The sequence below is a fragment of the Lacticaseibacillus mingshuiensis genome, assembly GCF_016861785.1.
In the GTDB taxonomy this organism is placed as follows: domain Bacteria; phylum Bacillota; class Bacilli; order Lactobacillales; family Lactobacillaceae; genus Lacticaseibacillus; species Lacticaseibacillus mingshuiensis.
Genome location: NZ_BOLS01000002.1, coordinates 127,645 through 151,896 on the forward strand (window position 1 = coordinate 127,645; position 24,252 = coordinate 151,896).

19 protein-coding genes and 1 pseudogene are annotated in these 24,252 nt (G+C 57.3%); 7 read left to right on the forward strand and 13 right to left on the reverse strand.

All coding sequences use genetic code 11. From position 1 onward, the window contains the following. The first annotated feature begins 9 nt into the window (after positions 1–9). Positions 10–1,536, forward strand: a complete 1,527-nt coding sequence (locus JUE67_RS02185) for a helix-turn-helix domain-containing protein (RefSeq protein WP_203626940.1) — start codon at positions 10–12, stop codon at positions 1,534–1,536. A gap of 64 nt (positions 1,537–1,600) precedes the next feature. Here the strand turns inward: JUE67_RS02185 and JUE67_RS02190 are convergent, their stop codons facing one another. Then, on the reverse strand, positions 1,601–1,978 hold the full coding sequence (locus JUE67_RS02190) for a hypothetical protein (protein WP_203626942.1): 378 nt from the start codon (positions 1,976–1,978) through the stop codon (positions 1,601–1,603). Positions 1,979–2,162: 184 nt separating this feature from the next. Between JUE67_RS02190 and rlmD the strand changes: the two genes are divergently transcribed. Then, entirely contained in the window at positions 2,163–3,539 is a 1,377-nt protein-coding gene (gene rlmD, locus JUE67_RS02195) for a 23S rRNA (uracil(1939)-C(5))-methyltransferase RlmD (protein WP_203626952.1), read from the forward strand. Between the two features lie 15 nt (positions 3,540–3,554). After that, complete coding sequence (locus JUE67_RS02200; protein ID WP_203626954.1) at positions 3,555–4,037, forward strand: nucleoside 2-deoxyribosyltransferase; 483 nt, start codon at positions 3,555–3,557, stop codon at positions 4,035–4,037. A gap of 2,051 nt (positions 4,038–6,088) precedes the next feature. Here the strand turns inward: JUE67_RS02200 and JUE67_RS02205 are convergent. The 5 genes and pseudogenes from JUE67_RS02205 to JUE67_RS02225 form a co-directional block, all read right to left on the reverse strand. Beyond that, complete coding sequence (locus JUE67_RS02205; RefSeq protein ID WP_203626956.1) at positions 6,089–8,134, reverse strand: BspA family leucine-rich repeat surface protein; 2,046 nt, start codon at positions 8,132–8,134, stop codon at positions 6,089–6,091. Positions 8,135–8,477: 343 nt separating this feature from the next. Further along, positions 8,478–10,222 (reverse strand): annotated as a pseudogene (spxB, locus tag JUE67_RS02210) (pyruvate oxidase). Between the two features lie 268 nt (positions 10,223–10,490). After that, the gene (locus JUE67_RS02215) at positions 10,491–11,660 is read right to left on the reverse strand and encodes a hydroxymethylglutaryl-CoA synthase (protein WP_203626958.1); all 1,170 of its coding nucleotides are present in this window, start codon (positions 11,658–11,660) and stop codon (positions 10,491–10,493) included. Beyond that, positions 11,657–12,910, reverse strand: a complete 1,254-nt coding sequence (locus JUE67_RS02220) for a hydroxymethylglutaryl-coenzyme A reductase family protein (RefSeq protein ID WP_203626960.1) — start codon at positions 12,908–12,910, stop codon at positions 11,657–11,659. The genes JUE67_RS02215 and JUE67_RS02220 overlap by 4 nt, the downstream gene beginning before the upstream one ends. Continuing rightward, positions 12,907–14,088, reverse strand: coding sequence for an acetyl-CoA C-acyltransferase (locus tag JUE67_RS02225; RefSeq protein WP_203636951.1), 1,182 nt, complete (start codon positions 14,086–14,088; stop codon positions 12,907–12,909). Before JUE67_RS02225 ends, JUE67_RS02220 begins: the two co-directional genes overlap by 4 nt. Positions 14,089–14,306: 218 nt before the next feature. On the opposite strand from JUE67_RS02225, the gene JUE67_RS02230 reads away from it, so the two are divergent. Continuing rightward, the gene (locus JUE67_RS02230) at positions 14,307–14,603 is read left to right on the forward strand and encodes a hypothetical protein (protein WP_203626969.1); all 297 of its coding nucleotides are present in this window, start codon (positions 14,307–14,309) and stop codon (positions 14,601–14,603) included. A 45-nt stretch (positions 14,604–14,648) separates the two neighbouring features. Here the strand turns inward: JUE67_RS02230 and JUE67_RS02235 are convergent, their stop codons facing one another. Further along, entirely contained in the window at positions 14,649–15,215 is a 567-nt protein-coding gene (locus tag JUE67_RS02235; protein ID WP_373300908.1) for a restriction endonuclease, read from the reverse strand. Between the two features lie 132 nt (positions 15,216–15,347). On the opposite strand from JUE67_RS02235, the gene JUE67_RS02240 reads away from it, so the two are divergent. Beyond that, a complete protein-coding gene (locus JUE67_RS02240; RefSeq protein WP_203626971.1) occupies positions 15,348–16,172 on the forward strand; it encodes an aldose epimerase family protein in 825 nt (274 codons plus the stop codon). A gap of 155 nt (positions 16,173–16,327) precedes the next feature. Here the strand turns inward: JUE67_RS02240 and JUE67_RS02245 are convergent, their stop codons facing one another. From JUE67_RS02245 to map, 3 genes are all read right to left on the reverse strand, one after another. Further along, on the reverse strand, positions 16,328–16,900 hold the full coding sequence (locus JUE67_RS02245; RefSeq protein ID WP_203626973.1) for a TMEM175 family protein: 573 nt from the start codon (positions 16,898–16,900) through the stop codon (positions 16,328–16,330). Between the two features lie 187 nt (positions 16,901–17,087). After that, positions 17,088–18,164, reverse strand: coding sequence for a phosphomevalonate kinase (locus JUE67_RS02250; RefSeq protein ID WP_203627052.1), 1,077 nt, complete (start codon positions 18,162–18,164; stop codon positions 17,088–17,090). A 370-nt stretch (positions 18,165–18,534) separates the two neighbouring features. Next, complete coding sequence (gene map / locus JUE67_RS02255; protein WP_125696974.1) at positions 18,535–19,329, reverse strand: type I methionyl aminopeptidase; 795 nt, start codon at positions 19,327–19,329, stop codon at positions 18,535–18,537. Between the two features lie 437 nt (positions 19,330–19,766). Between map and JUE67_RS02260 the strand changes: the two genes are divergently transcribed. Both JUE67_RS02260 and JUE67_RS02265 read left to right on the forward strand, forming a co-directional pair. Further along, positions 19,767–20,225, forward strand: coding sequence for a flavodoxin (locus JUE67_RS02260; protein ID WP_125696973.1), 459 nt, complete (start codon positions 19,767–19,769; stop codon positions 20,223–20,225). A gap of 105 nt (positions 20,226–20,330) precedes the next feature. Then, a complete protein-coding gene (locus JUE67_RS02265) occupies positions 20,331–20,807 on the forward strand; it encodes a glutathione peroxidase (protein ID WP_203626975.1) in 477 nt (158 codons plus the stop codon). A 92-nt stretch (positions 20,808–20,899) separates the two neighbouring features. Here JUE67_RS02265 and JUE67_RS02270 read toward each other — a convergent pair whose 3' ends face one another. The 3 genes from JUE67_RS02270 to wecB form a co-directional block, all read right to left on the reverse strand. Continuing rightward, positions 20,900–21,958, reverse strand: coding sequence for a YihY/virulence factor BrkB family protein (locus JUE67_RS02270; RefSeq protein ID WP_125696971.1), 1,059 nt, complete (start codon positions 21,956–21,958; stop codon positions 20,900–20,902). Between the two features lie 130 nt (positions 21,959–22,088). After that, positions 22,089–22,994 (reverse strand): isoaspartyl peptidase/L-asparaginase, encoded by a 906-nt coding sequence (locus JUE67_RS02275; protein ID WP_203626977.1) that lies wholly within the window; start codon positions 22,992–22,994, stop codon positions 22,089–22,091. Next, on the reverse strand, positions 22,991–24,157 hold the full coding sequence (wecB, locus tag JUE67_RS02280; protein ID WP_308440114.1) for a non-hydrolyzing UDP-N-acetylglucosamine 2-epimerase: 1,167 nt from the start codon (positions 24,155–24,157) through the stop codon (positions 22,991–22,993). The genes JUE67_RS02275 and wecB overlap by 4 nt, the downstream gene beginning before the upstream one ends. Positions 24,158–24,252 lie beyond the last annotated feature (95 nt).

The following is a 24,252-nucleotide window of genomic DNA, read 5'->3' on the forward strand; positions in this document are numbered from 1 at the left end:
GTCAAGCCCATGTTCGAGTCCTATTTTTTTGATAAGCGGGCCATGATCAATTATCGTGTGTTCCGCGTGATGAAGGCGCTGGAAGACACCAATTTCACGGTCAATCGGCTCAGCGCAGAGACCCAGCTCAGCTATTCGCAAGCTTACAATGCTTACCAGGACATCCTCAACGGCCTTGCGCGACTGTCAGGGCAACCCGCTGATGCGACGGCCGAGTTCAGCACGCTCAGCGCCGGCGTGACCGTTGACCGCTACCGTTTCCAACTGCTTCAGGACAGCATGGCCTTTCAGTTCTATGATTACGCATTTCGCACACAAACCCCAAATGTCCACGACTTCTGCAAGAGTCGCGACTATAGTATCTCCACGTTGCGCCGGCGCATCGATCCCTTCAAAACTTATCTTCAGTCGCTTGGGCTTTCGCTCAATGCCAGTACTTGGGCAGTCGAAGGCGACGAGTTGCAGATCAGATTGGCGATGCTGACATTTTTCCAGCTGGCGTATCGAGGAGCAGGCTGGCCATTTGCCAGTCAAAATCTGCAGGTGGTCCAAGGACTGTATCAAAGCATCAGCGAAGACGCCAGCCAACAATGGTTCCCCGCCCCGCGGACCGCGACCAAACAGATTCTGTTGACGCTGGCGATCTGCTGGATGCGGATGCAGTTTGGGCATGTGCTGCCACCCAACGCAAAATTGACAAAATTGTTTGCGGACAAAGACGCGCAGCCGCTGCCAGTCGTTTTCACCAGCGAGCGATTCCCTGAGCTCAACGCGGTGGCCTTGACCACTGAATGTGCCGCGTATTACTTTCTTCGGTTACACTTCCTCACCATTGAAGATACCCCAGACGCACTAGACACCTGGTTGATCGATCAGTTTGATGAAAAAACGGATCCGGTCGGGGCCTTTGTAGCCGGCCTGATAAACACACTGCAAACGCACGAGCGAGCAAGTCGCCCTGATGCGCCGGCGCGTGATCACACCGTGCTTCGCGCCAATCTACTGCGCTGTGCATTCACGTTTTTGGTTTTGCAGGGTGGCTTCAGCAAGCGGCTCGATTTTTACCCGGAACAGATGACTGGCAACGCCCGCGGCCAATTGCGCACGCTTGTCGATCAATACTTCACGATGTTGCGGTTAGACGAACCAGCCGGTGTGTTCATTACCTATCAAGCGGACATGGTCAGCCTGCTGTGTGATATCGTTGCGGCCGATTTTCCTGGTCTGAATGCGGACCACCAGTTGACGGTCACGGTCCTGATCGAACCCGGGACGTTCGCGACGCGGGACTTGATGAGTTTCTTGGAGCGAATTCATTTTGTCACCATCAAGCTCCCAGACGCCGCACAGCCACCCGATGTGGTCATCACGACGCTCACGTCCGATATTGTGGTGAAGCATTTTTATACCCCTGCCCGGTTGAAAAATACGCAGGTGATCGGCTGGCACAACGAGGCTGGAGACAACGACTTCTTCTCACTCTACAGTGCCCTGTGCGACGCGCATGACCAGCAGCTCAAACTATTATCAGAATAAGGTAAAACGGCGGCAGACTGCGATGGTCTGCCGCCGTTTTACTCGCAACTAATCTGCCACCCCGTCAGCGATGATGCAGCGGCACCGCGCGATAGCCGATGAAATAATTCACCGCCTCATAGCCGATCAGCGCAAAAACAATACCGATCGCGATCTCATTGGATGGTAACTTGATCACCCACAGCCCGAGCACCAACAGCAATAGCGCTGTGAAGTAGATCATTTGAAGCTGACGGTTCGCGCGAATCGCAAAGCTGCCGTTCACATCCTGAAAAGGAATTGCCTGCCGCCGGTTCAATTTGCCGACTCGAAACGAAACTGTGTCGCCATGCTTCACAGGCAGATCAAGTGTCTCACCGGAGCGAAGTGAATGGACCTCATTGTTGTGCCAGATCGTCGTGGTCATGCGACTGCCACTGAGGGCATCATAAGTGATCTTCATTATTGTTTGTGACTCCTTCGTCTTGCGTTTCCGTCCCGCGGCGCGGACAACCACGCGCCTCCTGTGGACCATTACCAGCTGCTTGTTGCAACCTGGCAGATCCTATTTTACTTATTATACCGGCTGGCGGCGAACAACGGTATAATAGACGCCAGTTAGTTTTGATTTTCGAAAGGAGTCCGTTATGCCTACCTCTCCAGAACCCATTGCGCTCGGCCAGCGCTTCCCCCTGACAATCAAACGCCTCGATATCAATGGCCGCGGCATTGGTTATTTTCGCCGGAAGATCACCTTCGTTACTGGGGCGCTGCCGCAAGAAGTCGTGATCGCCGAGGTCACCGCCATTCATGACCGTTACCTGGAAGCCAAGGTCCACCGCATCAAGCAGCCGTCCCCGGACCGTGTGCCACCGCTGGACCCCCGCGCCGATACGGTGGGCGGCCTGGAGCTTGCCCATCTCGCCTACCCCGCCCAGCTCGCGTTCAAGCGGGATGTCGTGGCACAGTCGTTGGCAAAATATAAACCAGCCGGCTGGCAGCATTATCGCCTCGACGCAACGATCGGGATGGCCGATCCATTGCATTACCGTAATAAGGCGCAATTCCCCGTTCGCATGATCGATGGCCATGTGCAGGCCGGCCTGTACAAGCCAAACTCACATGAGCTGGTGCCGTTGACCGATTTTCCCACCCAACGACCACTCACGATGCGCGTGATCACGACACTTTGCGGCCTTCTAGAACGACTCAACGTCCCAATCTACGACGAAAAGACCAACAGCGGCATCGTCAAGACGCTCGTTGTGCGCGAATCTTTTGCGACGGGCGAGGTCCAAGTGACCTTTGTGACAAACAGTGCAAAGCTCCCACACAAAAGTGGTCTGTTAGCAGGCATTGCTGAGCAATTACCAATGGTCAAGACTGTGATGCAAAATATCAACCCAGGACGCACGAGTCTGATCTGGGGGAATCAAAGTCAACTGCTGGCTGGTCAACCTTACATCACAGAGCGCCTGCTCGGCAAAGAATTTCAGGTCTCCCCGCAAGCGTTTTTACAGCTGAACCCCACGCAAACGGAGATCCTCTACCAAACGGCGCTTGAGGCGCTGGCGCTGCAGCCGGGTGATACCTTGTGCGACGCATATGCCGGCATTGGCACCCTGGGCATCACGCTCGCTGACCAGGCAAAATTGGTCCGCGGCATGGATATTACGCCCGAAGCCGTGGCCGATGCCAACGCCAATGCGAAACTGAATGGCGTCACCAACGCGCATTATGAAGTGGGCAAAGCAGAGGAGCTGCTACCCAAATGGCTACAGCAGGGCTTTGCCCCAGATGCCATGATTGTTGACCCGCCGCGGACTGGCCTGGACAAAGCCTTTTTGCAGGCCTTGCACGAGGCGCGCCCGAAACGCTTTGTCTATATCTCATGCAACCCGTCGACCCTCGCCCGCGACCTTGTCGTTTTGGCCCGCGATTGGCGCGTGGACTGGATTCGCTCCGTCGACATGTTCCCGTACACCGCCCGCTGCGAGGCCGTCACTGCATTTTCCCGTCGCTGAAAGGAGCTTGCGCCCATGAAGATCTATTTTGCCAATGGCCTATTTTCCCAGGCCGATTTTGAATTCAACGCCCGGTTTGTCCAAGCGCTGCGCACCGCGCTGCCGGAGCTGGACATCTATCTTCCGCAAGAGAACGCGGCGATCAATGATAAAAATGCGTACGCGGATGCCCGCATGATCGCCCAAGCCGACACGGACCAGGTGCTGGCCGCCGACCTGATGATCGCCGTTCTTGATGGACCGGTGATCGACGCCGGCGTGGCTAGTGAGATCGGCGTCGCATATGCCGAGCACATCCCAATTCTCGGCCTGTACACCGACTCGCGGCAACAAGGCGCCGCCAATCAACAGAAGCTCGCGGCCCTGCAGACAATCGCCGAGAACCAGTTCCACTACATGAACCTCTACACCGTCGGCTTGATCAAGCTGAACGGCAGCATCTACAACAACCAAGACGAACTCGTCGCTGATCTGAAAAATCGGCTGGCGACTGCCTGACCCTCCCCCCGCTGCCTGTCAGCGGGGTTTTTGTTTACGACTGATTCGATCTTGACTGACCCGAAAAGGGATGGCCGATTCGAATATTTTTCGGAATATCTTTCACCTTGATGTTGATGGATATTTATTTGTCTCCGGAAACGGATTTTCAGACCCAGTTTTGAAATTGTTTCGTCAAAATGTGATCGCCAACCAAAAATTTTGTCTGATTCAAGAATGTTGTCCCGTCAACGTTTTCAAGCTGTCGAAAAAATAATTTCAAAATCTCGATCACATTTTCCGGCGCCCACTCGCTTACTATAGCGTAAGGGGAAGGAAGGTGGCTCCTTACCGACGTCCGGATGAGCATGCCCCAAGTGGAGACTGTCGCATGCATATTCATTCGACTCCATGGACGGTCGGGGGAAACAACACGCCTTCAGAATGCCTGTCTGTACAACAGGCACTCAGCACCACCCGCACCACGGGAGCCCGGGTTCCCATAGTAGTCTTTCATCAAACTGTCGTGCAGCCCACCTTCGTTTGCAGGACCAGAGTGCGGCCCAACGTGACATGGACGCCCAACTCTTCGGAGGAGGGAAGGTCATCGACCCTACAAAGCCTATATATCTATCCCCCTGCACCAGCGTCCGATATGGCGGCGACTCCAAGATCCAACAATGATGAAAGACGCACGGCTTGCCTCGGCGAGCCAGAAATGTTGCTCTGTCCCCGGCGGCAACGCCACGTACGCTCTTTGAAAGCTGAATATGTTCTTCAGGTATCCACACAATGTCGTGCAGCCCACCTTTGTTTGCAGCACCGGGTATGCGGCCCATCTTGAGAACGACGCCTTCTTCTTCGGAAGCGGGAAGGTCACCGAAATTCTAAGCCTACATGACCTAAGCTTACTGCACCAGCAATCGATATGGCGGCGGCACGGATGCCAACCAAGTTTCAAAGAGCATTATTTCACACAAGTTGCGACTGACGAGGGCCTGTCGATTACAACTCGTGTGGCCCTCGATCCGGTCAAAGGCCCGACTGGATCGGGGGTACATATCGGATCACTGACAGCTGAAATGATCCGACGAAAAGGAGCGTGGTCTAGTCCGTAGAATTAAAATTTGAAAAGATTCGCGGCATCTAAAAATCCGACACAACGGTATTTGATCTCGTATACAAAACATTTACACGAAAACACTTTACGTTTTGGGCCTCGAGAATCGCTTTATATAGTGTAAGGCCTAAGAAGGTGGTGGCCTTACCGACCCCCTGGGAGGCATGGCGGCATCCAGATAGTGCCGTCTGCGCGTTACCCTATCTGACCGGGCTGGGGAGAAACAACCACACCTACAGAGTGCCTGATGTACAGCAGGTACTCAGCACACGCACCATGGGAGCCCGGGTTCCCAATAGTCTTTCATCCCAATGTCGTGCAGCCCACCTTCGTTTGCAGGAGCTGAATGCGGCCCATCTTGAGAACGACACCTTCTTCTTTGGAAGCGGGAAGGTCACCGAAATTCTAAGCCTATATGTCACCCAACTTGCACCAGCGTCCGATATGGCGGCGACTCAAAGATCCATCCGAGATGAAAGGCGTCCGACTCGCTTTGGCGGGTCAAAATAGTTGCTCTGTCCCCGGCGGAAACGCCACGTACGCTCTTTGAAAGCTGAATAAGTTCTACAGGCATCCACACAATGTCGTGCAGCCCACCTTTGTTTGTAGGACTGGAATGCGGCCCATCTTGAGCCGGACGCCTGCTTCTTCGGGAGTGGGAAGGTCAGCGAAATTCTAAGCCAAAACTTCCTCCAACCTGCACCAGCAATCGATATGGCGGCGGCATGGATGCCACAAAAGTTTTCAAAGAGCAAAAGACTCATAAGTTTATGTTGCCGGCACAACACAGACAAGTGAGTCACCCCCAGTCGTGCCGGCAACTGGGGTACATAGGCGGGGACAACCACCCTTTTTCCGAGCTGATCATCGGCGCCTCGTGCGGATTCAAAACGCACCCACTGCCGGGTGGATGCGCATTCGAGACCCTTTTGGCTGGAGGCAAAACTAGGTCTCACTGTTTTCGTCGGTGCCACACACCCATCAGACCGCCGGCTCCTGCGAACAAGAGCAACAGCAACACCCCAGGCGCCACAAGCCCCATCGCACTGCCAGTCGCCGGAAATTGAGAGCGCCAACGAACCACTTTGATGGTGATGTTGTCTAGGTCATCGGCCGTGATCGTAATCGTCAGTGGCGTTGCGGCGCCGACCAGGTCATATCCGACTGGCGCCTGCGGTGAATACGTCAAGGTCTCACCGATCGAGCCGCTAAGTGTGACTGAAGCGATCCCGGTGCCGTCTTGGTCGCGATACGTGACCGTCGCGGTGGCGACTGCGGCCACATACCAATAGTCAAGCGTCATATTTTGGCCAGTCGCGGCGTCGACGATCTGTTTTGGCGCGCTGGTCGAGCCATCAGAGCCGCGGACTGCGTGACCGACGATGCTGGGCGGTGTATACGCCGGCCAGACACCCTCATTTTGCCCATCCCCACTCACGCCGCCATCAATCAAATTGCCCGCCGCATCGATGCCGGTCGCCAAGTGCCAGGCGGTGGCGGACCCGCTGACGATCTGAAGTGTCACCAGGTCATACGTCACATAGCGAAAATACGTCACCGTTTGCGCGATCGTTGCGTTCGTGCCTGCCAGATCAGTCACGTGAATGGTCCGTTTCAGGTCGCGAAAAATAGTGCTCGGTTGCATGCCACTTGGAAACGTGACACCGTCTGGCAGCGCCGTGATCATTGTGGGAGCGGAAAACAAATGGACCAGACGAATCGTGACATTATCCGTGGCATCTTGGGTGAGCACCGTCGAGCCAGTCAAACTTTGCCCCGCTGCCAGCGCAAAGTTTGTCGGCAGTGTCGCCGAATAGCTCGCCGTCGCTCCGACATCCCCGCTCACCAGAAAAGGGGTCCCCACAACCGCGCCACCACTGTCGTCATCGACCAGTGTCACCGTGGCCGTGGCGCGCCCCGGATCAAAAAGCACATAGGTGTCCGGATCTGCCCCCGTGTAACGAGACGTCACTGCGGCGCCGCTCACAGTGGTCAAATTGATCAGCCCCTGCGGCTTTTCAGTCGTCCCTGTGCCTACCGCGCGCCAGTTGAGCCGCGCCGTCGCATTGGGTAGCGCTGGCGTGATGGTGAAGTGCGGGCCAAAAGTGACCTGTTGCAGGCCAGTCGCCTGCGGATCATCCTCGTCGAAAAAGACGCTTTCAAACCCGTCTGCAGTCACCGCCCCTGTTTGCCAGCCGGTAAAATCAAGCGCCTGGATATTGGCATCATTCATAAACATCGAGACGATCGTCGTCACCTTGGCCACATTCCAATCGGCCACCGTACCGAATCGACTCAAGGCCGTGTTGGCAAACATATAATGCATGTCCGTGACATTGCTGGTGTCCCACCCGCTGATGTCACCGATATTTTGGAGGGCCGCGGTCCGGTTGAACATGTAGGACATATCGGTGACCCGCCCGGTCTGCCATTGGCCAAGATCACCGACATCCGTGACCCCAGACGATTCAAACAGATGGTTGAGATTGGTCACATTTTCGACATTCCATTTCGCTAGGCTCCCAATGCTGGCGAGCTTTGGCGTGCTCGCAAACATTGCGCTCAATGAGGTGACACTTGAGACATTCCAATCAGCGAGCCCGTCGATCTGGGTCAACGCCGCATCGCACTGAAACATCGCGAGCATCGTCGTCACATGCGACGTCTCGACCTGCGCCAGTCCGGTGACCTGGGCCAATTTTTGCCAGTCGCCTTCGTATTGACCGGGGTAGGATTCAGTGCCGAAAAGAAAGGAACAATCCGCCGGCAACACCAGGGGCCCGTCGATCGAGATCGCGGTGATGTCCTTGCTTTGCGCTTGCCACGGCGAGGTCCGGCCGGTATCGACCCCAGTGCCGGCGCCGATGTGCAGCACATTGCCCGCATCGATCGACCACGGCGCCGTGCCCCAGGTCCCGCTGGTCGTCGCGGCCTGAACGACCTGCGCCTGACCAGCCCATGGCCCGCTCAGCGAAAACACGCTGCGTCCGCCCGCCATAAGCGCTGCCACCCCAGCGACTATGCCAACCACCCATCGCCTGGCACGCCGCGATCGACCCGCCGCTTCAGCCACAGTTCTTCGCTGGTGAAACATTTGCCCCATCCTCCCCGCTTATGCGACGACTCTTTACAAATCGGCCGCCACCGCTGGCACCCCACATTATCGTCCTGCTCCCAGTGTACCGGATGCCGCAGAGAGACAGCCGCCGCGTGACACATCTGATACACCCCCGCGGACGCAAAAAGCCGCCGTCAGATGCGATCGATTTCTCGCAGCCGACAGCGGCTTATTTGGTCTCTCTATTTGACATTCTTTTGTTGTGCGTCTGGAATGGTCATGCTTAATTTTCATCCCCGGCATCCGCCAAAAGCTGACGGAACGGAATCAATTTTTCCGCGTGGTACTTCTTCACAAAAGCATCCACGGCGGCCGGATCTTGGGTCTCTTTATCAAGCACCAGTTGTTCGACTGGCAGTGGGCGCAGATCCGAGATCTTCACATCGATCACGACCGGCCCCTTGCGCTGCTTAGCGGCTTCAAACGCGGCCTTCAGCTCTGGCAAGTCGTGGACCTCAAAACCTGTGGCGCCAAGCGCGGCTGCGGCGGTGCCATAATCGGCATCGATCAGGTCAACGCCAGAATGTGGCTGGCGGGTGTCATCCTGTTCAGCCTCGATGAAGCCAAGGCTCTCGTTAGTCAAAATGACATTGATGATCGGCATGTGATACTTGACCTGGGTCAAAATATCCTGCATCACCATCGCATAGCCGCCGTCACCGGAGATCGACCACACTTGGCGCTCCGGGAACTCGGCTTGCGCACCGATCGCCGCGGGCAACGCGTACCCCATGGTCGCATACCAACCCGAGGTGGTGAAGCGCTGGTCCTGATCGATCTTCAGATACCGCATCCCGTTGATGGTCACATTGCCGACATCGACTTGGAAGATCGCGTCGTCGGTTGCCATGTCATTGATGGCTTTGAAAACAGGCTCCACGCGCAGCGGCGTTTCCGCATCATCTTCGAATGAGTGGATCCATTCGACCCAGTTGTCCTTGTTGGCAACGGCGCCTTGTACCAGGACGTTTCCGGCAACTGTTCGCCGCGTTTAAGGAGCAGGCCGATCGTCTTTTTCGCATCAGCTAAGATGGCCACGTCGACGCTGTGGCGGCGGCCAAACTTGGTGCCGTCGATGTCAACTTGGATGTACTTTGCGTCCGGCTTGATGAAATAGCCCTGGAATGGCATGTCAGAGCCCAAGAACAGGACGGCATCCGCACCGCCTGCGACTTCAACGCCAGGCTTGGAGGCCACGCGCCCGGCCGAGCCCATGTACGCCTTGTAGTCATCCGGCACAATGCCCTTGGCCAGCGCGGACGACAGAATCGGTGCATGCAACTGTTCGGAAAGTGCGATCACTTCCGCGCTTGCGCCACGTGTGCCTTGACCGATGTAGAGCAGTGGGTGCTTCGCGTTTTTCAAAATGGCCAGTGCTTCATCGACCTTCACCACGTCTGGCTCCGGCGCGATCGCCTTCTGGAACAGCGGCGCAGTCGAAACATAGGTGTCGTCGATCTCCTGCCAGCCGAGATCCTTTGGAATCGTGATGACCGCGACCCCGTGCTGCGCATAGGCCTGCCTGATCGCCTCATCCACCACCGCCGGCATCTGCTGGGCCGTCATCACGGTGCGGTTATAAACAGACACATCGGCGAACATTGGGTTTTCGTTCATTTCCTGAAAGTATGAGGTATTCATCGCACTTGTCGGCACCTGGCCAACCAATGCGAGCACTGGAATGTGATCATATTGGGCGTCATACAGCCCATTGAGCAGATGGACGGCGCCTGGGCCGGCTGATCCGAACGTCACACCGATCTTGCCTGTGATCTTAGCCTCACCGACTGCCGCCAATGCGCCGACTTCCTCATGGCGCACCTGCACATAATTGATCGTGTCCTTGCGATTGTGCAAGGCGTTCATGGTCGAATCGAACGACCCGCCCGGCAAACCGTAGATGTTCTTGACACCCCAGCTCTCGATGACCTTGATCATTGCATCAGACGCATTGATTTTCGCTACCATTGTCGTTCCTCCATATATGCTTACTTAATATAAGTATATTAACACTCTTCTTACAAAATACAAGTGGCCAACACGGTACAATTCAAGCGTAGCACGTTGGCGGGGAAAACCGGTGGATTTTGACTCGGCTGCTTCCGGCAAAATATAAGAGGTGTGATATTTCGCGTAGACAAGGTCAGCAGGCCAAGCCAGCACCCCGGCCCGCGCAAAAATAGCTCGAGCACCCGCGTTCTGCGGCGTTGCTCGAGCTATTTTTTTAGATCAACTTTTAGTCATTTGCGCGGTACTGCCGCTCCTGCCCGGTCACGCCGCTCATCACGAATGGCCCGGCAAACCAGGCGGGCTCGCTTTGATAATCACTGGGATCATTTGGCCAGCTGTCCGCAAAGAGCTGCTCATAGGTCGCGATAGCCAGCTGTTTGCGCTGCGCCAACAACGGCGCGTGGCCATGCAGCGGCACCGCCTGGCGGAACTGCGGCTGAAGCGTGGCGGAAAAGAATTCGCCGACTGCCCCCGACCCATAGGAGAAAAGGCCGAGCCGGTCGCCGGCCGCCAGCGTCTCGCTATTTTCCAACAGCGACACGAGACCCAGATACAAAGAGCCCGTGTAAATGTTGCCGATGCGGCGGCTGTATTGAATGCTGGCTTGATACTGTGCAAGCAGCCGCTCTTGTGCCGCCGGCGTGGCCTCAGCCAGCACCGTTTTCAGGGCCTTGAGCCCCATTTTCGTGTACGGCAAATGAAACAACATTGCGGCGTGATCCGCCAGTGTGCGCCCGGTTTTCTCACGATACGTGGCCCACACCTCATCGAAAAACGCGATGTACTGCTCGGTGGAATACTTTCCGCGGGCCAGCGCCTGGTCCGTGTACATCGGCCGCCAAAAATCCTGAATATCGTCGGCGTGCAGCGCCGAGTCATCGTTCACGGCCAAAATGCGGGGAGCTTCGGCCACCACCATCGCGACCGCCCCTGCGCCTTGTGTGACCTCACCGCCTGTCGCCAAGCCATAGCGGGCAATGTCGCTGGCGATCACGAGCGCTGTTTTGCCTGGATGTGCGGCGACATAATCGCGGGCCATCATCAACCCGGCGGTGCCGCCGTAGCAGGCTTCCTTGAGTTCAAACACGCGCATGCTGGCCGGCAGCCCCAACAGGCGGTGAATGTACAGCGCACCGGCCTTGCTGGCGTCAACACCGGATTCCGTGGCGAGAATCAGCAGGCCGAGCTTGCTGAGGTCTTGGCCGGCCAGCGCCTCCTTGGCCGCGGCGGCGCCCATCGTGACCACGTCTTGGCTGGATGGCGCCACAGCCTGCTGGTCCTGGCCGATACCGATCGTGTACTTATCCGGCTCGACTCCACGGGCAGTGGCCAGTTCCCGTAAGTCGATGAAAAATGGCGGGGTGTAAAGTCCCAATTGATCAATGCCGATCGTCATGAATGCTGCTCCTTTCGCATCTGGTCAAGCAGTGTCTGCGCCGCGGCCTCGCTCATGACGCCACTGCTCAAGGCAGCCGCAAGCTGACCGATCTCCTTGCCGGTCGCGCCAATGCTGATGGCGAGGTTGCGCGCCTGCAATTTCATATGGCCAGCCTGCAAGCCCGGGCCAACCTGCGCGCGCAAAGCGGCCAGGTTCTGCGCCAGGCCCAACGCGAGCAGTGCCCCTTGCAAGTCGGCGACGGTGGTGAAGCCGCCCAAAGCGAGGCTCGCCTGGGCCACCGGCAATGAGCGAATCGCCCCGCCCAAAATTCCGACCGGAAGCGGCAACGCGATCGATCCCACAAGCTCGGTAGCCGTCTGCCGCCAAGTCGCCAGTGGGCTCATCCGCCCGGTCGCCCCGGCATGCGCATAGATCGCCGCTGCAACGGCCCGCGTGTCATTGCCGGTGGCCAACACCGCCGCCTCGATACCGTTCAGGATACCCTTGTTATGGGTGACGGCGCGGTCCTCATCGACCTCAGCCAGCGCGCTCAACGCCGCGATGCCCGTCGCCACCTCAGCGCCAGTGCGCGTCCCAGTGGCCAGCGCGCCGAGTGGGACCGCCACAGTGGCCCGGCCGATCGCCTCGTCGCGATTGGTCAAAATCGCGGTGAGCGGCCGGCTGTTGAGCAGCTTACCAGCCGCCTGGCCAACTGCCTCGGCGATCGTGTTCGCCAAATTCGCGCCCATGGCCTGCCCTGGGGCGATGATCAACCCTATTTTCAAAAAACGGTCGGCGATGACCGCCACTGTCTGTGCCTTCAGCCCACCGCCGCGCTGGACGGCTGAGGGATGCGCGTCGTCTGCGACTTGCTTGAATAGCGCTTCATGCGCAGCCACCAGCGCCTGGGCAGCCGGCAGATCGGGCAGCCCATCGAACACGATCTCGGCGCGAACCGTGTGCGGCGGCAGTGTGATCTGCACGCCTGCTCCGGCCCGCAATAGGCGTGCGCCGTTGCTGGCGGCGGCCACCACGGAAGGCTCCTCGGTCACCATCGGCACATTGACCACCCGCCCCGCCACTGGAACTTGGCGAGCAACACCCAGCGGCAAGCTGAACTGGCCGAGCTGATTTTCACTGAGCGAAGCAGCCACGTCTGCGGACAAGGCGCCGGAGCCGGCAAAAATCGCGGCCGTTTCCGCAGTCATTGCGCCTTCTTCAACGAGTTGCGCCAGCCGCTGGGCAGCGGTCATTTCGTAAAACTTCATGCCTCGACCTCGATCTGCATCGCCACCCCTAGCCCGCCGCCGACACACAACGCCGCCAGTCCGGTACGCTGACCACGGGCGCGCAACGCATAGATCAATGTCGTGAGTACCCGCGCGCCAGATGCGCCCAGCGGATGGCCAAGCGCGATCGCACCGCCATTCACGTTGAGCTTTTGGTCATCAATGCCAAGCTCATTGGCCACCGCGATCGTCTGGGCGGCAAACGCCTCATTGATCTCGATCAGGTCGATGTCGGCCAGACTGCTTTGCGTTTTTGTCAGAAGTTTCTCGATCACTTTTTTCGGCGCGTAACCCATAAAGTTAGGATCGATGCCGCCTTCATTGTAGCCGCGAATCGTGGCCAGGTAAGACAACCCGAGCGCCTCGGCCTTGCTTTTGCGCATCAAGACCAGCGCCACGGCGCCGTCATTGATGCCACTTGCATTGCCGGCTGTGACCGTGCCGCCGCTTTCAAACGCCGGGCGCAGCTTCGCCAATTTTGCCAGGCTGGTGTCCGGCCGCGGCGCTTCGTCTGTAGCCACAACCACATCGCCATCGCGCGTTGGGATAGCAACCGAGGCGATCTCCGCCTCAAATGCGCCGGCCTGCTGTGCGGCGACGGCCTTTTGATGCGACGCCAATGCAAAAGCATCTTGCTGCGCACGGGTGACGTCAAATTGGGCCGCCACGTTTTCGGCGGTCATGCCCATCGGCTGGCCAGTGAAGGCGTCGCTCAAACCATCGCGCGCGATGCCATCGACCAGGGATAAGTCCCCAAATTTATGGCCAAATCGCTGCTGGGGCGCGTAGTACGGCGTGTTGCTCATGCTTTCGGTGCCGCCGACCAAAACGGCATCGGCATCCCCCAGCAGAATCGCGCTTTGGCCCAGCCGCACCGCCTTGAGTCCAGACCCGCAGACCTCATTGACAGTCATTGCGGTGCTGGCGGTGGTCATGCCACTGTTCAGCGCGATCTGTCGCGCCACATTTTGGCCAGAATTGGCCTGCAAGACATTGCCGAAGATCGCCTGATCGAGCTGCGAGGCCTCGATGCCAGCCTGTTTGATGGCGGCCTGCGCGGCGATCGTGCCCAGCGCAACGGCGTTCATGCCAGCCAGACTGCCGCCTAATTTTCCGATTGGGGTACGTTTTGCACTGAGAATGACGACCGCGTCCATGATAGCCTCCAAATGAGTTGAAAATGATGTTGTTCCTATTATACGATACCACCGGCCGCGCGCCACTGGCCTTACCAAAACTTAGAAAATGGGCTCGCCAGGAAAAAGGCGAAGCGTTATGCTCAAAGACGGGCGTTCTGGTCCGCGGTGTCTCGTGACGCCCACGAGATCAGCCCGCCACCCATTCATCCCGATTCAGGGACGTCAGGAGGCACCTCATGCGTACGATCGAACTTCTGGCCTTGCTGGCAGATCAAGGCAACAACACCAATGTTTATCTCCAAACGGACGGCCCGCGCACGGTCTTCCGCACCTTTCGCACGCTCACCGAAAACGAGAGCCTCCAGCTGATCTTCGAGCCGCAAACAGGCGGCCACCCGCTGAAGGTCTGGGAGTTGCGCGTCTTGATCAACCGCCCAGAGTTGCGCGGCGCCTACCTTCTCGGCGACAGCGCCACAGGGCCGCATGCGATCTTTGGCTTTCAGGAACAAGATGACGGCTTGGTGTTGCACTAATAGAAATTTCGCAAACAAAACGACAGGACACATGCCCTGCCGTTTTTAATTCGGCAACCGGCGCATGAGGCGCTTGAGTTGCTTACGGTCGATCAACATCACCCCGAGCTCTTCGGCGAGTTGCTGCGCCGAATCGGAAAATTCGGAGTTGGTGATGACCGCCGCCTGATCGAGTTTATAAAAGCTTTGGCCCGCCCAGGCCTCCTGCACTGCCTTGTTGCCGACGACGCCTTCATACCGTTTGCACTGGAAACCGACTTGAGCCTTTTTTTTCGTGCCGATGACATCGATGCCCTGATCGCCGGATTGTTTGGTCACCTGAATGTGTTTGAAGCCGTTGCGCTTGAGCAGGTATGCACAAAATTCCTCAAAGACCGGCCCTTCCATTGTGTCGATCTGCTCAAGCTGCAGGTCGCGAAACCGGAAGTGATGCCGATAAAAAAGGAGTGCGTTGACCACGACCCAGCCGCTGATGGCCGCAAAACTAGCGGGATCCAGCACCGGCTTGACCGTGCGCGGCAGCCAGGTGCGGCCCCCAAACGCATAAACGAGCGCCAGAATGAATGCCGCTGTCAATAACCCATAACATTTTCGCATCAAGCGATGCAGCATCGCAAACGCCCCCCTTTGAACCTTTTCCACCCTACCAGAGAATTATGAGAAAACCTAGTCACAGGGCGAAAATTGATTGATTCTTAGACTGTTCTTCCGTATCCTTGAAACTGTACGAAGGGAAGCGGTTGCATGCAATTATCCACGAAGCTGTTTGCGCGCGTCGGCAAACAGGAGATCACCCAGTATACGATCGAAAATGATCGCGAAATGTCGCTCAGTTTCATCACCTTTGGCGCCAGAGTCCAGCGGTTGCGCCTACCAAGTCCGCATCATCCAGGCGGCAATCCCAATCTGTTGTTAGGCTATGTCACCTTGCAGGATTATCTGGAGCGGCCGGGCACATTTGGCGCCGTCTTGGGACCGGACCTGCAAGACGCCACCTCGCATCCCCACAACGGCTGGCAGAATTTCAATTGGCAAGGCGACCTGCAGCGCCACGGCGACAGCGCGACCTTGATCATGAGCCTGCGCTTGCCGGATGGCGCGGATGGCCTGCCTGGCGCACGCGAGGTGAAGATCGCCCACACCTTGGACAATGATAACCACTGGACGATCGACTGGTGGATCGAGATCAGCGAACCAGTCGCACTGCGGCCGACGATCGACCTCGCGTTTGCCCTGACTGGCGACCCGGCTCAGACGATCATGGATCAGCAGCTGACCCTCGGCGGCAAACCTGTTGAGATGCCGGTGGTCGACCGCCTGACGAAGGAAACGACAGCCACCCTAACTGCGCCGCTTTGGCAACTCGCCCTTGAGACCGATGCGCCTGGCCTTTGCGTCAGCTCGTATCCGCAGATCAGCGCCGTTGATAACTTCAACGGCATCGTCGGCCAGCCCCACATCGCCGCGGGGCTGCGGCCACTCGTCGCGCCAGATGATGGGGCCTTGCACCTGCAACCAGGCGAGCCATGGCGCCAGCGCACTGTGATCACCTTGGCCAGCACACTGTAATAGTTTTTGGACAAAAGTGTCACAGAGCACCGCTATTCGCAGTGTCGCGAACCATCGTTGCAACTAGAAGCAACAAGGTTCTGAAGCTTTGACACGAAGAAGCCCGCGACGGGAAAAAACGTCGCGGGCTATTATTATCTCGACACGATCTTTTTTTACTTATTCACCGGCGTCGGCTTGGTGCGCAACAATTGGCCCGTCAACCCGAAACTGATGCCGCCGACAATGAGCAGCGCCCCGATCGGCCACACCAGCGCGACCAAGATACCGCCGAGATACCCGCCATACAGCCACAGCCGCGCCGCCACATTGTTCGAGACATCCCGACTGATGCCGGGGTTATCCTGGATCACCGATTCGTCCATCAGCTGAAACGCCAGCGACCATAGCAGGAGCACCCCGAGGTAAACCACTTCCGGCAGTGTTTTGTCCGCGTGCTGCCCCACCCAGGCAGTGCTGGCCGGCACCAAGGTCAGGCTGAACAACCACAAACCGTTGAAGAGGTATGTCCGGGTCGAGATGATCTTTGCCTTGTTGAAAAGATTGTGGTGGGAATACCAAACCACATAGATCATCGTGAAGCTGAACACATAAGCAACCATGATCGGCCAATCCGCCGCCAAACCGCGGAGACTGACCGATTTTGGCGGCCGCAGCTCCAGCACCATGATGGTCGCCGCGATCGCGATCACCGCATCCGTGAACGCCTCTAACCTGCCCTTGTTCATCGCGAACCCCTCCTGTCAGAGCGATTATCGCATACTTAGTCAGCCAGTCGCGCGTCACATTTCGGTAAAAATCATCCTGCGTCCTGCAATTTTTCTGGGGCCAATTTTCGGCCAAGGAAAGGCTGTTGCCCGAGAAAAAAACACACCCAGGCCACGATGCATGCCCAGGTGTATCTATTATCTCGCTTTATTTTGCCAACTCATGAACTTGAAATGTCAACGGCTCGATGGCCTGTTCGCGCCACTGATCAAACAGCGGGGCGGTCTCGATCTGTTCATCCAGCAAGACGATGCCGCAGTCGCCGCCGCCTGCCCCGGAGGACTTGGCGGCCCCGCCAACCGCTTCGGCGAGATCACACATGGTCGTCAGCTTCGGCGTTTCGATGGCGACGCCGGAAAAGGCCGCAAGCTCATTCAACAGTCGACGATTTTCGCGAATGCCCGCCTGAATCTTTTCCAACGCCTTATCGCGGAAGCCCTGAATGAGGCTTTCGATGGTCTCGCGGCTCGCTTCCAAAAACTGGGTGTACTGCGCCCGCTTTTCCGCCTTGGCGATCGCGATCTTGTCGACGAGCTGGCTGGTTGACGCCGGCGAGCCGGTCCAGCCGATCACCAACTTCAATGCGGCCGGTGCCGTCAGCAATTCGATCGACAGCTCCGGCCAAGCCATCGTGATCAGTTGACTCAGTGAATAATTGCGCCGCTGCGCTGCCAGCCAGCTCTTATCGAAACTGCGATAGGCGATCCAGCCGCCATACACAGACGCGGCGATATCGCCCAGGCTGCCGTTGCCCTGGATGTCCAGATGGGCGATCGCGGCGAGTTTGTAGATCATGTCCGGGGTCATGTTCAATTGGTAAAACAGATTCAGCGCCTTGACCGTCGCCACAGTGACCGCCGCAGAGCTGCCCAGCCCGTATTTTTTGCCATCAGTCGAATCGAGGTCCGAATCGATGTCCAGGCGATACAGCGCAAGGTCTTTCCCCTGCTCGCGGGCATATGTCTCGGTGAGCTTGATCGCCGAGAGAATATAGTGAAACGGATTATCGCGGTTGTCGAAGACCATCTCGTCGCCATTGCGCTGCCAAAAAAGGGAATTCTCCTGGTACTGTTTGGAGATAATGCTCCCATAGGCATCGGCTGCGGCCGTCACGTTCACGGTCACAAACTGATCCACTGCGACGATGATCGCGGGGTACCCCGTTTCAACGACTGCATATTCACCAGCCACATACAATTTGCCTGGCGCCTGTGCTGTTACCAATCCATCAGAACCCTTCACTTTTTGATTAACTCCATGCTGAAGTATACGCTTGCCCGCAAGCCGCGGGGCGAACTCGCGAAAAGCGTTACTCTTTTTGAAGAAAAGCCTTTTCCATTCTAGATAACGAACGGCTTTCATGCAACTTTTTTGGCTTATGAACGGCGCAAGGTGCTGACCGCGGACCGCCACACCCTTTTGTAGTTGGGTTCCGGCCCGCATGGTCGAGGTATCTAGTTGGCTCGTGCACTCGAGGCGAAGACCGCCTCAAGCTCACGAGCCAATCTAGCTACTCGACCATCCCGCGGGCCTTCGCACCCTGACACACAAAACGGGTCATCGCTGGGATGACCCGCCTCTGGATAGGTGATCGTTACAGGAGATATTTTGCGTCAAACTCTGGATCCTGACTGGTCAAGATCTTCGGGCCGTCATCGGTGATGACCAACGTGTGCTCATATTGGGCGCAAGGGGAACCATCGGCGGTCACATAATATTCCCAATCGTCGTTCGGGACCTGCTTAGCCTTGATCTTCCAGGTGCCGGTGGTGATCATCGGCTCGATCGTGATGGTCATGCCAGCCTTCAAACGCAGGCCGTGGCCGGGCTCGCCGTAATGCGGCACATTTGGCGCTTCGTGCATCGTGGGCTGAATACCATGGCCGATCAGGTCGCGGACATCCCCGTACCCATTTTCATCTTCGGTATAATGCTGAATCGCATAGCCGATATCGCCGAGCCGGTTGCCGACAACGGCCTGATCGATGCCAAGATACAACGCCTTCTTGGTGACATCCATCAGTTTCTGTTTTTCCTCAGAGATCTGACCGACCGCGTATGTCCAGCAAGAGTCGCTGAAGTAGCCGTTGAAGTCGACGACGGTATCGACCGCCACAATGTCGCCTTCCTTTAAAAAGAGGCCCTTGCGCGGCACCGCATGCGCAACTTCATCGTTGATCGAGACGCAGGTGGCGTATTTATAGCCTTCAAAACCAAGTTCCGCGGGAATCGCCCCGTGACTTTCAATATATTCACGGCCGACTTTTTCGATCTCCCAGCTCGATACCCCTGGTTTGATGATCTCTGCGACGGCCTTATGCATCCCGGCCAAGATCGCGCCGGACTTTGCCATGCCCTCAATTTCACGCGGCGACTTTAATGTGATCAAAATTCGCATCTCCTATTTAAAATGGCATTCTGCTTCAATATTTTCAAAACTTAGTGTAACACAAGATGCAAGTGAAAACAGGTAGGGGCATTGGTGGGGGGCATTCCATCCCGCGCACCGCCGTACCCTTTCCCAGTCGGGCACCGCGGGGCAGGTAGTCGGCCCGGTCGCTCGATGGCAAAGTGCGCCATCAACCGCCCAGACCGCACTACCTGCCCACCCCTAAACGCTCGGCTTCGCACCCTTTCCAGTCGGGCTACGGTGCGCATGGTGGGGACACTCAACTGTCTCATCCACTCGATAGCAAGGAACGCTATCAAGCGCCTGAGCCAAGTTGACTGCCCCACCATCCCGCGCACCTTCGCACCCTTTCTTTTCCCGCCGGTTGTCTGCTATAATGCTTAGGACAAAACGCAAGGATGGAAGGAAGTTAGCACATGGTAGTGGCAAAGATCGTCTATGCCAGCATGACCGGCAACAATGAAGAGATCGCCGGCATCGTTGAGGACGAATTGCAAAAATATGGCGTCGACACCACGGTCACCGAAGTTTCGCAGGCCGTCGCCGAAGATTTTGAGGATGCGGACATCTGTGTCGTCGCAACATACACGTATTCGGATGTTGGCGACGGCGTTCTGCCCGATGAAGCGGTCGATTTTTACGAGGATCTCAAAGAGTTGGACCTGACCGGCAAAGTGTACGGCTGCTGCGGCAGTGGCGATAAATTCTACGACGCGTTTGCGACAAGCGTCGACGACTTCGCCAAGGCATTCGCCGAGACCGGTGCCACGCAAGGCGCGACGAACGTCAAGATCGACCTCGCCCCAGAAGCCGATGACATCACCGCCCTTGAAAAATTCACGAAGGACTTGGTCGATAAACAAGCCGCCATGTAATTGGGCAAAAAAGATCGCTGCGGCGGTCTTTTTTCGTCTGGCCAAAGCAACGAGCACGCTTACAAAACGAAAGTGTATAATGAAGACAGAAAGAAGGCGAAAGAGATGTCGATCTATGATGAACAAGTGACGCTCGAAGACGGGACAGACTACACCCTAGCAAAATACGCAGGGCATCCGCTTTTGATCGTGAACACGGCGACCAAGTGTGGCTTTTCCCCGCAGTTTGCAGGGCTTGAGGCGCTGTATCAGGAATACAAGGACCAAGGGCTGGTCGTGCTGGGCTTTCCGTCTGATCAATTCCATCAGGAGCTGGCAGACGGGCAAGCCGCAGCGGAGGCCTGCCGCACCACATATGGCGTGACCTTCCCGATGCACAGCCTGGTCAGCGTCAACGGCGACGATGCCCTGCCGCTGTTCGACGCGCTCAAGGACGCCGCGCCGGGTGCGCTTGGCAAGGCGATCAAGTGGAATTTCACCAAGTTTCTGGTCGACCAAAACGGCAATGTGGTCAAGCGTTACGCTCCAAAGACCACGCCGGATAAGATCGCCCCAGACATCGCCAAGCTGCTCGCAAACTGACACGCGCTCAAACCGCAGCAGCTTCCCCCACTCACCCAAACCAAAAAGCCTGTCGCAACGCAATTGCAGATTGTGCGTGCGACAGGCTTATTTTATTCATTGAGCGACGTTGTTTCTTCGACCTCATGTTCGGCCGCGCGGGCATCGCGCTGGGTGCGAAAATGCGTTGCGCGTTTGCGCACAAAGTCATGGACCTTGCCGCGGCTACGGTGCAACTCACCTGTGAAGTATTCTGCGATCACGGCATTGAGCACCACCCCGATCAGCAGCATCATCGCCGAAAAATTCAACCACAGCAATAACACGATCAGCGTCCCAATCGTCCCATAGGAGTTGTACCGGGTGCCGAACTGCTTCATGTACCAAGAAAACGCCTGAGCCAACAGCAACCAGCCTACCGAGGTGAACGCGGTACCCGGCAAGATCGTCCGAAACTTCACGCGAACGTTTGGCAAAAAGTAATCGATGAACAAGATCACGATCAACAGTGCCGCCACCGTGACCGGCCACCGCAACGCATTGAAGGTGTTCAGCCAGGCATCCGACAGACCCACGATCGGCCCCAGCCATTCCAGGAACTGGCGGCCAAACGCAAACGCAATCATGACGGAACCCAGCAGGAAGATCAACACAAACATCGACACCATCGCCAGCAGCCGCTGAATCAGGTAGTTCGAGGACGAGGTCACCCCGTACGCGCGGTTCATCGCATTTTTCAGCCCGCTGATGCCAAGCCCCGCCGCCCACAACGTGGCGACGGCCCCAATCGAGAGGATGCCGCCGCTGGTGCTATTGAGCAGGTTTGAAATGATCGGGTCGATCCATTTCATGATGTCGCTTGGCACTACCTGCGTGAGATACCCGCTGATATTCTCGTAACTCAGGCCGAACACCGGCAGCAAGTTCCCCACCGTGATCAGCATGGGAAAAAGTGAAAGCAGCGCATAATAGGCCAAACTCGCTGACGCAGCCCCGATCTGCGCGTCGTTGATGCGCGTGAACGCCATTTTCAGAAATTCACGGAACTTGACTTTGCGCGGCAGCTTCATATCCGCCAGCGGCACGCGGCCGTCTTTGATCGCCGCCTGTTGCGCCGGCGTCAACCGTTGGACGGTTTTTTTTGCGTGCCGATTTGCCTTTTTCTTGGCCATACGCCCGCTCCTTTCCCCTAATTAAGTTAATTATATCAAAGCGGGGCCTAGAATTCAGTCGCCAGCCGTTTTGGGGAAAACTGAGCACAAAAACGGAGGCGTCGCGACGCCCCCGTTGATCGAATTTTTTTTATGCCGGCGTGATGGTGACATGGTGGTCGTTGCCCGGCATTGCCAGATACAGCCGCGGCGCCACGCGATCGCTGAAGACCGCGTACTGGAACTCAACATTCGTCGCCACACCGAAGTTGCCCTGATGATCCAGCGCGATATAGGAAAATTCGCCCACGGCCCCGTTGCGCGCCTGGAGCTGATCGATGAAGGTATAGACGGCCTTGTCCATCGCTTCTTGGACCGGCATTCCCTGCGCCATCAGCGACACGATTTCAAAGCACAGCGGCCGCTTCATCAGATCCTCGCCCAGGCCTGTTGCGGCGGCCGCCCCCACTGCGCTGTCGGCGTAAAAACCATTGCCGGGCTGTGGGGAATCCCCGACCCGCCCCGCGTGCTTCATGAACAGCCCGGATGTCGAGGTGCCGACGCGGATGTGGCCGCGCGCATCCAGGGCAATCATGCCGACCGTGTCATGGCCGTCATACGGGGTCAGCCGCCCGCCTTGGCCGACTTCCACCTGCCGTTTTTGCCAAGCGGTCTTGGCGCCACTTGTCAGCATGTTTTTCCGTGCCAAGCCGTGCTGATCCGCATAGGCCTCAGCGCCGGTGCCGACGAGAAAATTGTTGACGCGCTCCTTAGCCAGCAGCCGGGCCAACGCGATCGGACTTGCGACATCTTCCACGCCGGCGACGGCACCGATCTGAAAATTGTCCCCGTTCATGTAGGCCCCATCCAGTTGGACCATGCCCTGTTCATTCGGCAGCCCGCCATAGCCCACCGAGGTCAACGACGGATCATCTTCGATCACCTGAATCGCGGTCTCCACCGCATCCCCCGCGGTGCCATCTGCGGCCAGTGTCGCCGCGGCGCGCTGCACGCCGCTCAGCGCCATCGCCCATGTGCCGATCATTGCGTATGTCATGCCTGCTCCCCCTTTACCCCGCCGCGAAACGGCTGCGGCGCCTCTGGTACTTGCTCAAAATAATACTGCACGGCTTGCAAAATACGCGCCGTTGCGTGGCCATCCCCGTATGGATTTTTTGCGCTGGCCATGCGCTGATACTCGGCCGGATCATCGAGCAATTGCGTCATCGCCGCCGTCACCGTGGCCGGCTCGGTGCCGACCAATTTCAGCGTGCCGGCCGTGACCCCTTCCGGCCGCTCCGTAGTGTCGCGCAACACCAGCACCGGCTTGCCAAGCGACGGCGCCTCTTCCTGCACACCACCGGAATCGGTCATGATGAAATTGCTGCGAGCCGCCAGATTATGAAAATCGAGCACATCCAGCGGGTCGATCAGATGAATGCGGGGCGAGCCGTCCAGCACCTCATGCGCGACTTGCTGCACGGCAGGATTGAGATGGACCGGATAGATCATTTCGGTATCCGGATGGGCCTCGATCACGGCGCGCATCGCTGTCAGGACCCGCCGCATCGGGGTGCCGAGGTTTTCGCGCCGATGCATCGTCACCAGAATCAGGCGTTTGGCCGGATCGACCATGTCGAGCACGGCATGGTGATAATCTGGCCGCACCGTTTCCTTCAGCGCATCAATGGCGGTGTTGCCCGTCACGAAAATGCGGTCCGCGGGATGATTTTCCTGCAGCAGATTCGCGCGGCTCTGATCCGTTGGCGCAAAATACAGATCAGCCAGGACATCAGTCAGCTGGCGATTCATTTCCTCGGGATACGGACTGTTCTTGTTCCAGGTACGCAGCCCGGCTTCCACATGGCCGACCGCCACGTGATGATAAAACGCTGCGACGCTGGCCGCAAACGTGGTGGTCGTGTCGCCGTGGACCAAAATGATGTCGGGCTTTTCCGCATCGATCACGCTACCCAGCTCGGTGAGCACATTGCTGGTGATGCCATCGAGCGTCTGGCGCCGCTTCATGATGTTCAGATCATGATCCGGCGTGATGTGAAAGATCGCCAGCACCTGATCGAGCATTTCACGGTGCTGCGCGGTGACCGTGACCACCGTTTCAAAATGCGCTGGATCTTTTTTCAGCGCGAGCACGACCGGCGCCATCTTGATTGCTTCCGGCCGCGTGCCAAATACGGTCATCACTTTGATTTTTTGCACATTGCCACCCCGTTCTTCGTTTGATTTCAGTATAGCAGAGATGGCGGGGCGAGCTCGACGCGATTTTTACCCGCAGCGGCGAATTCTTGCGTGGC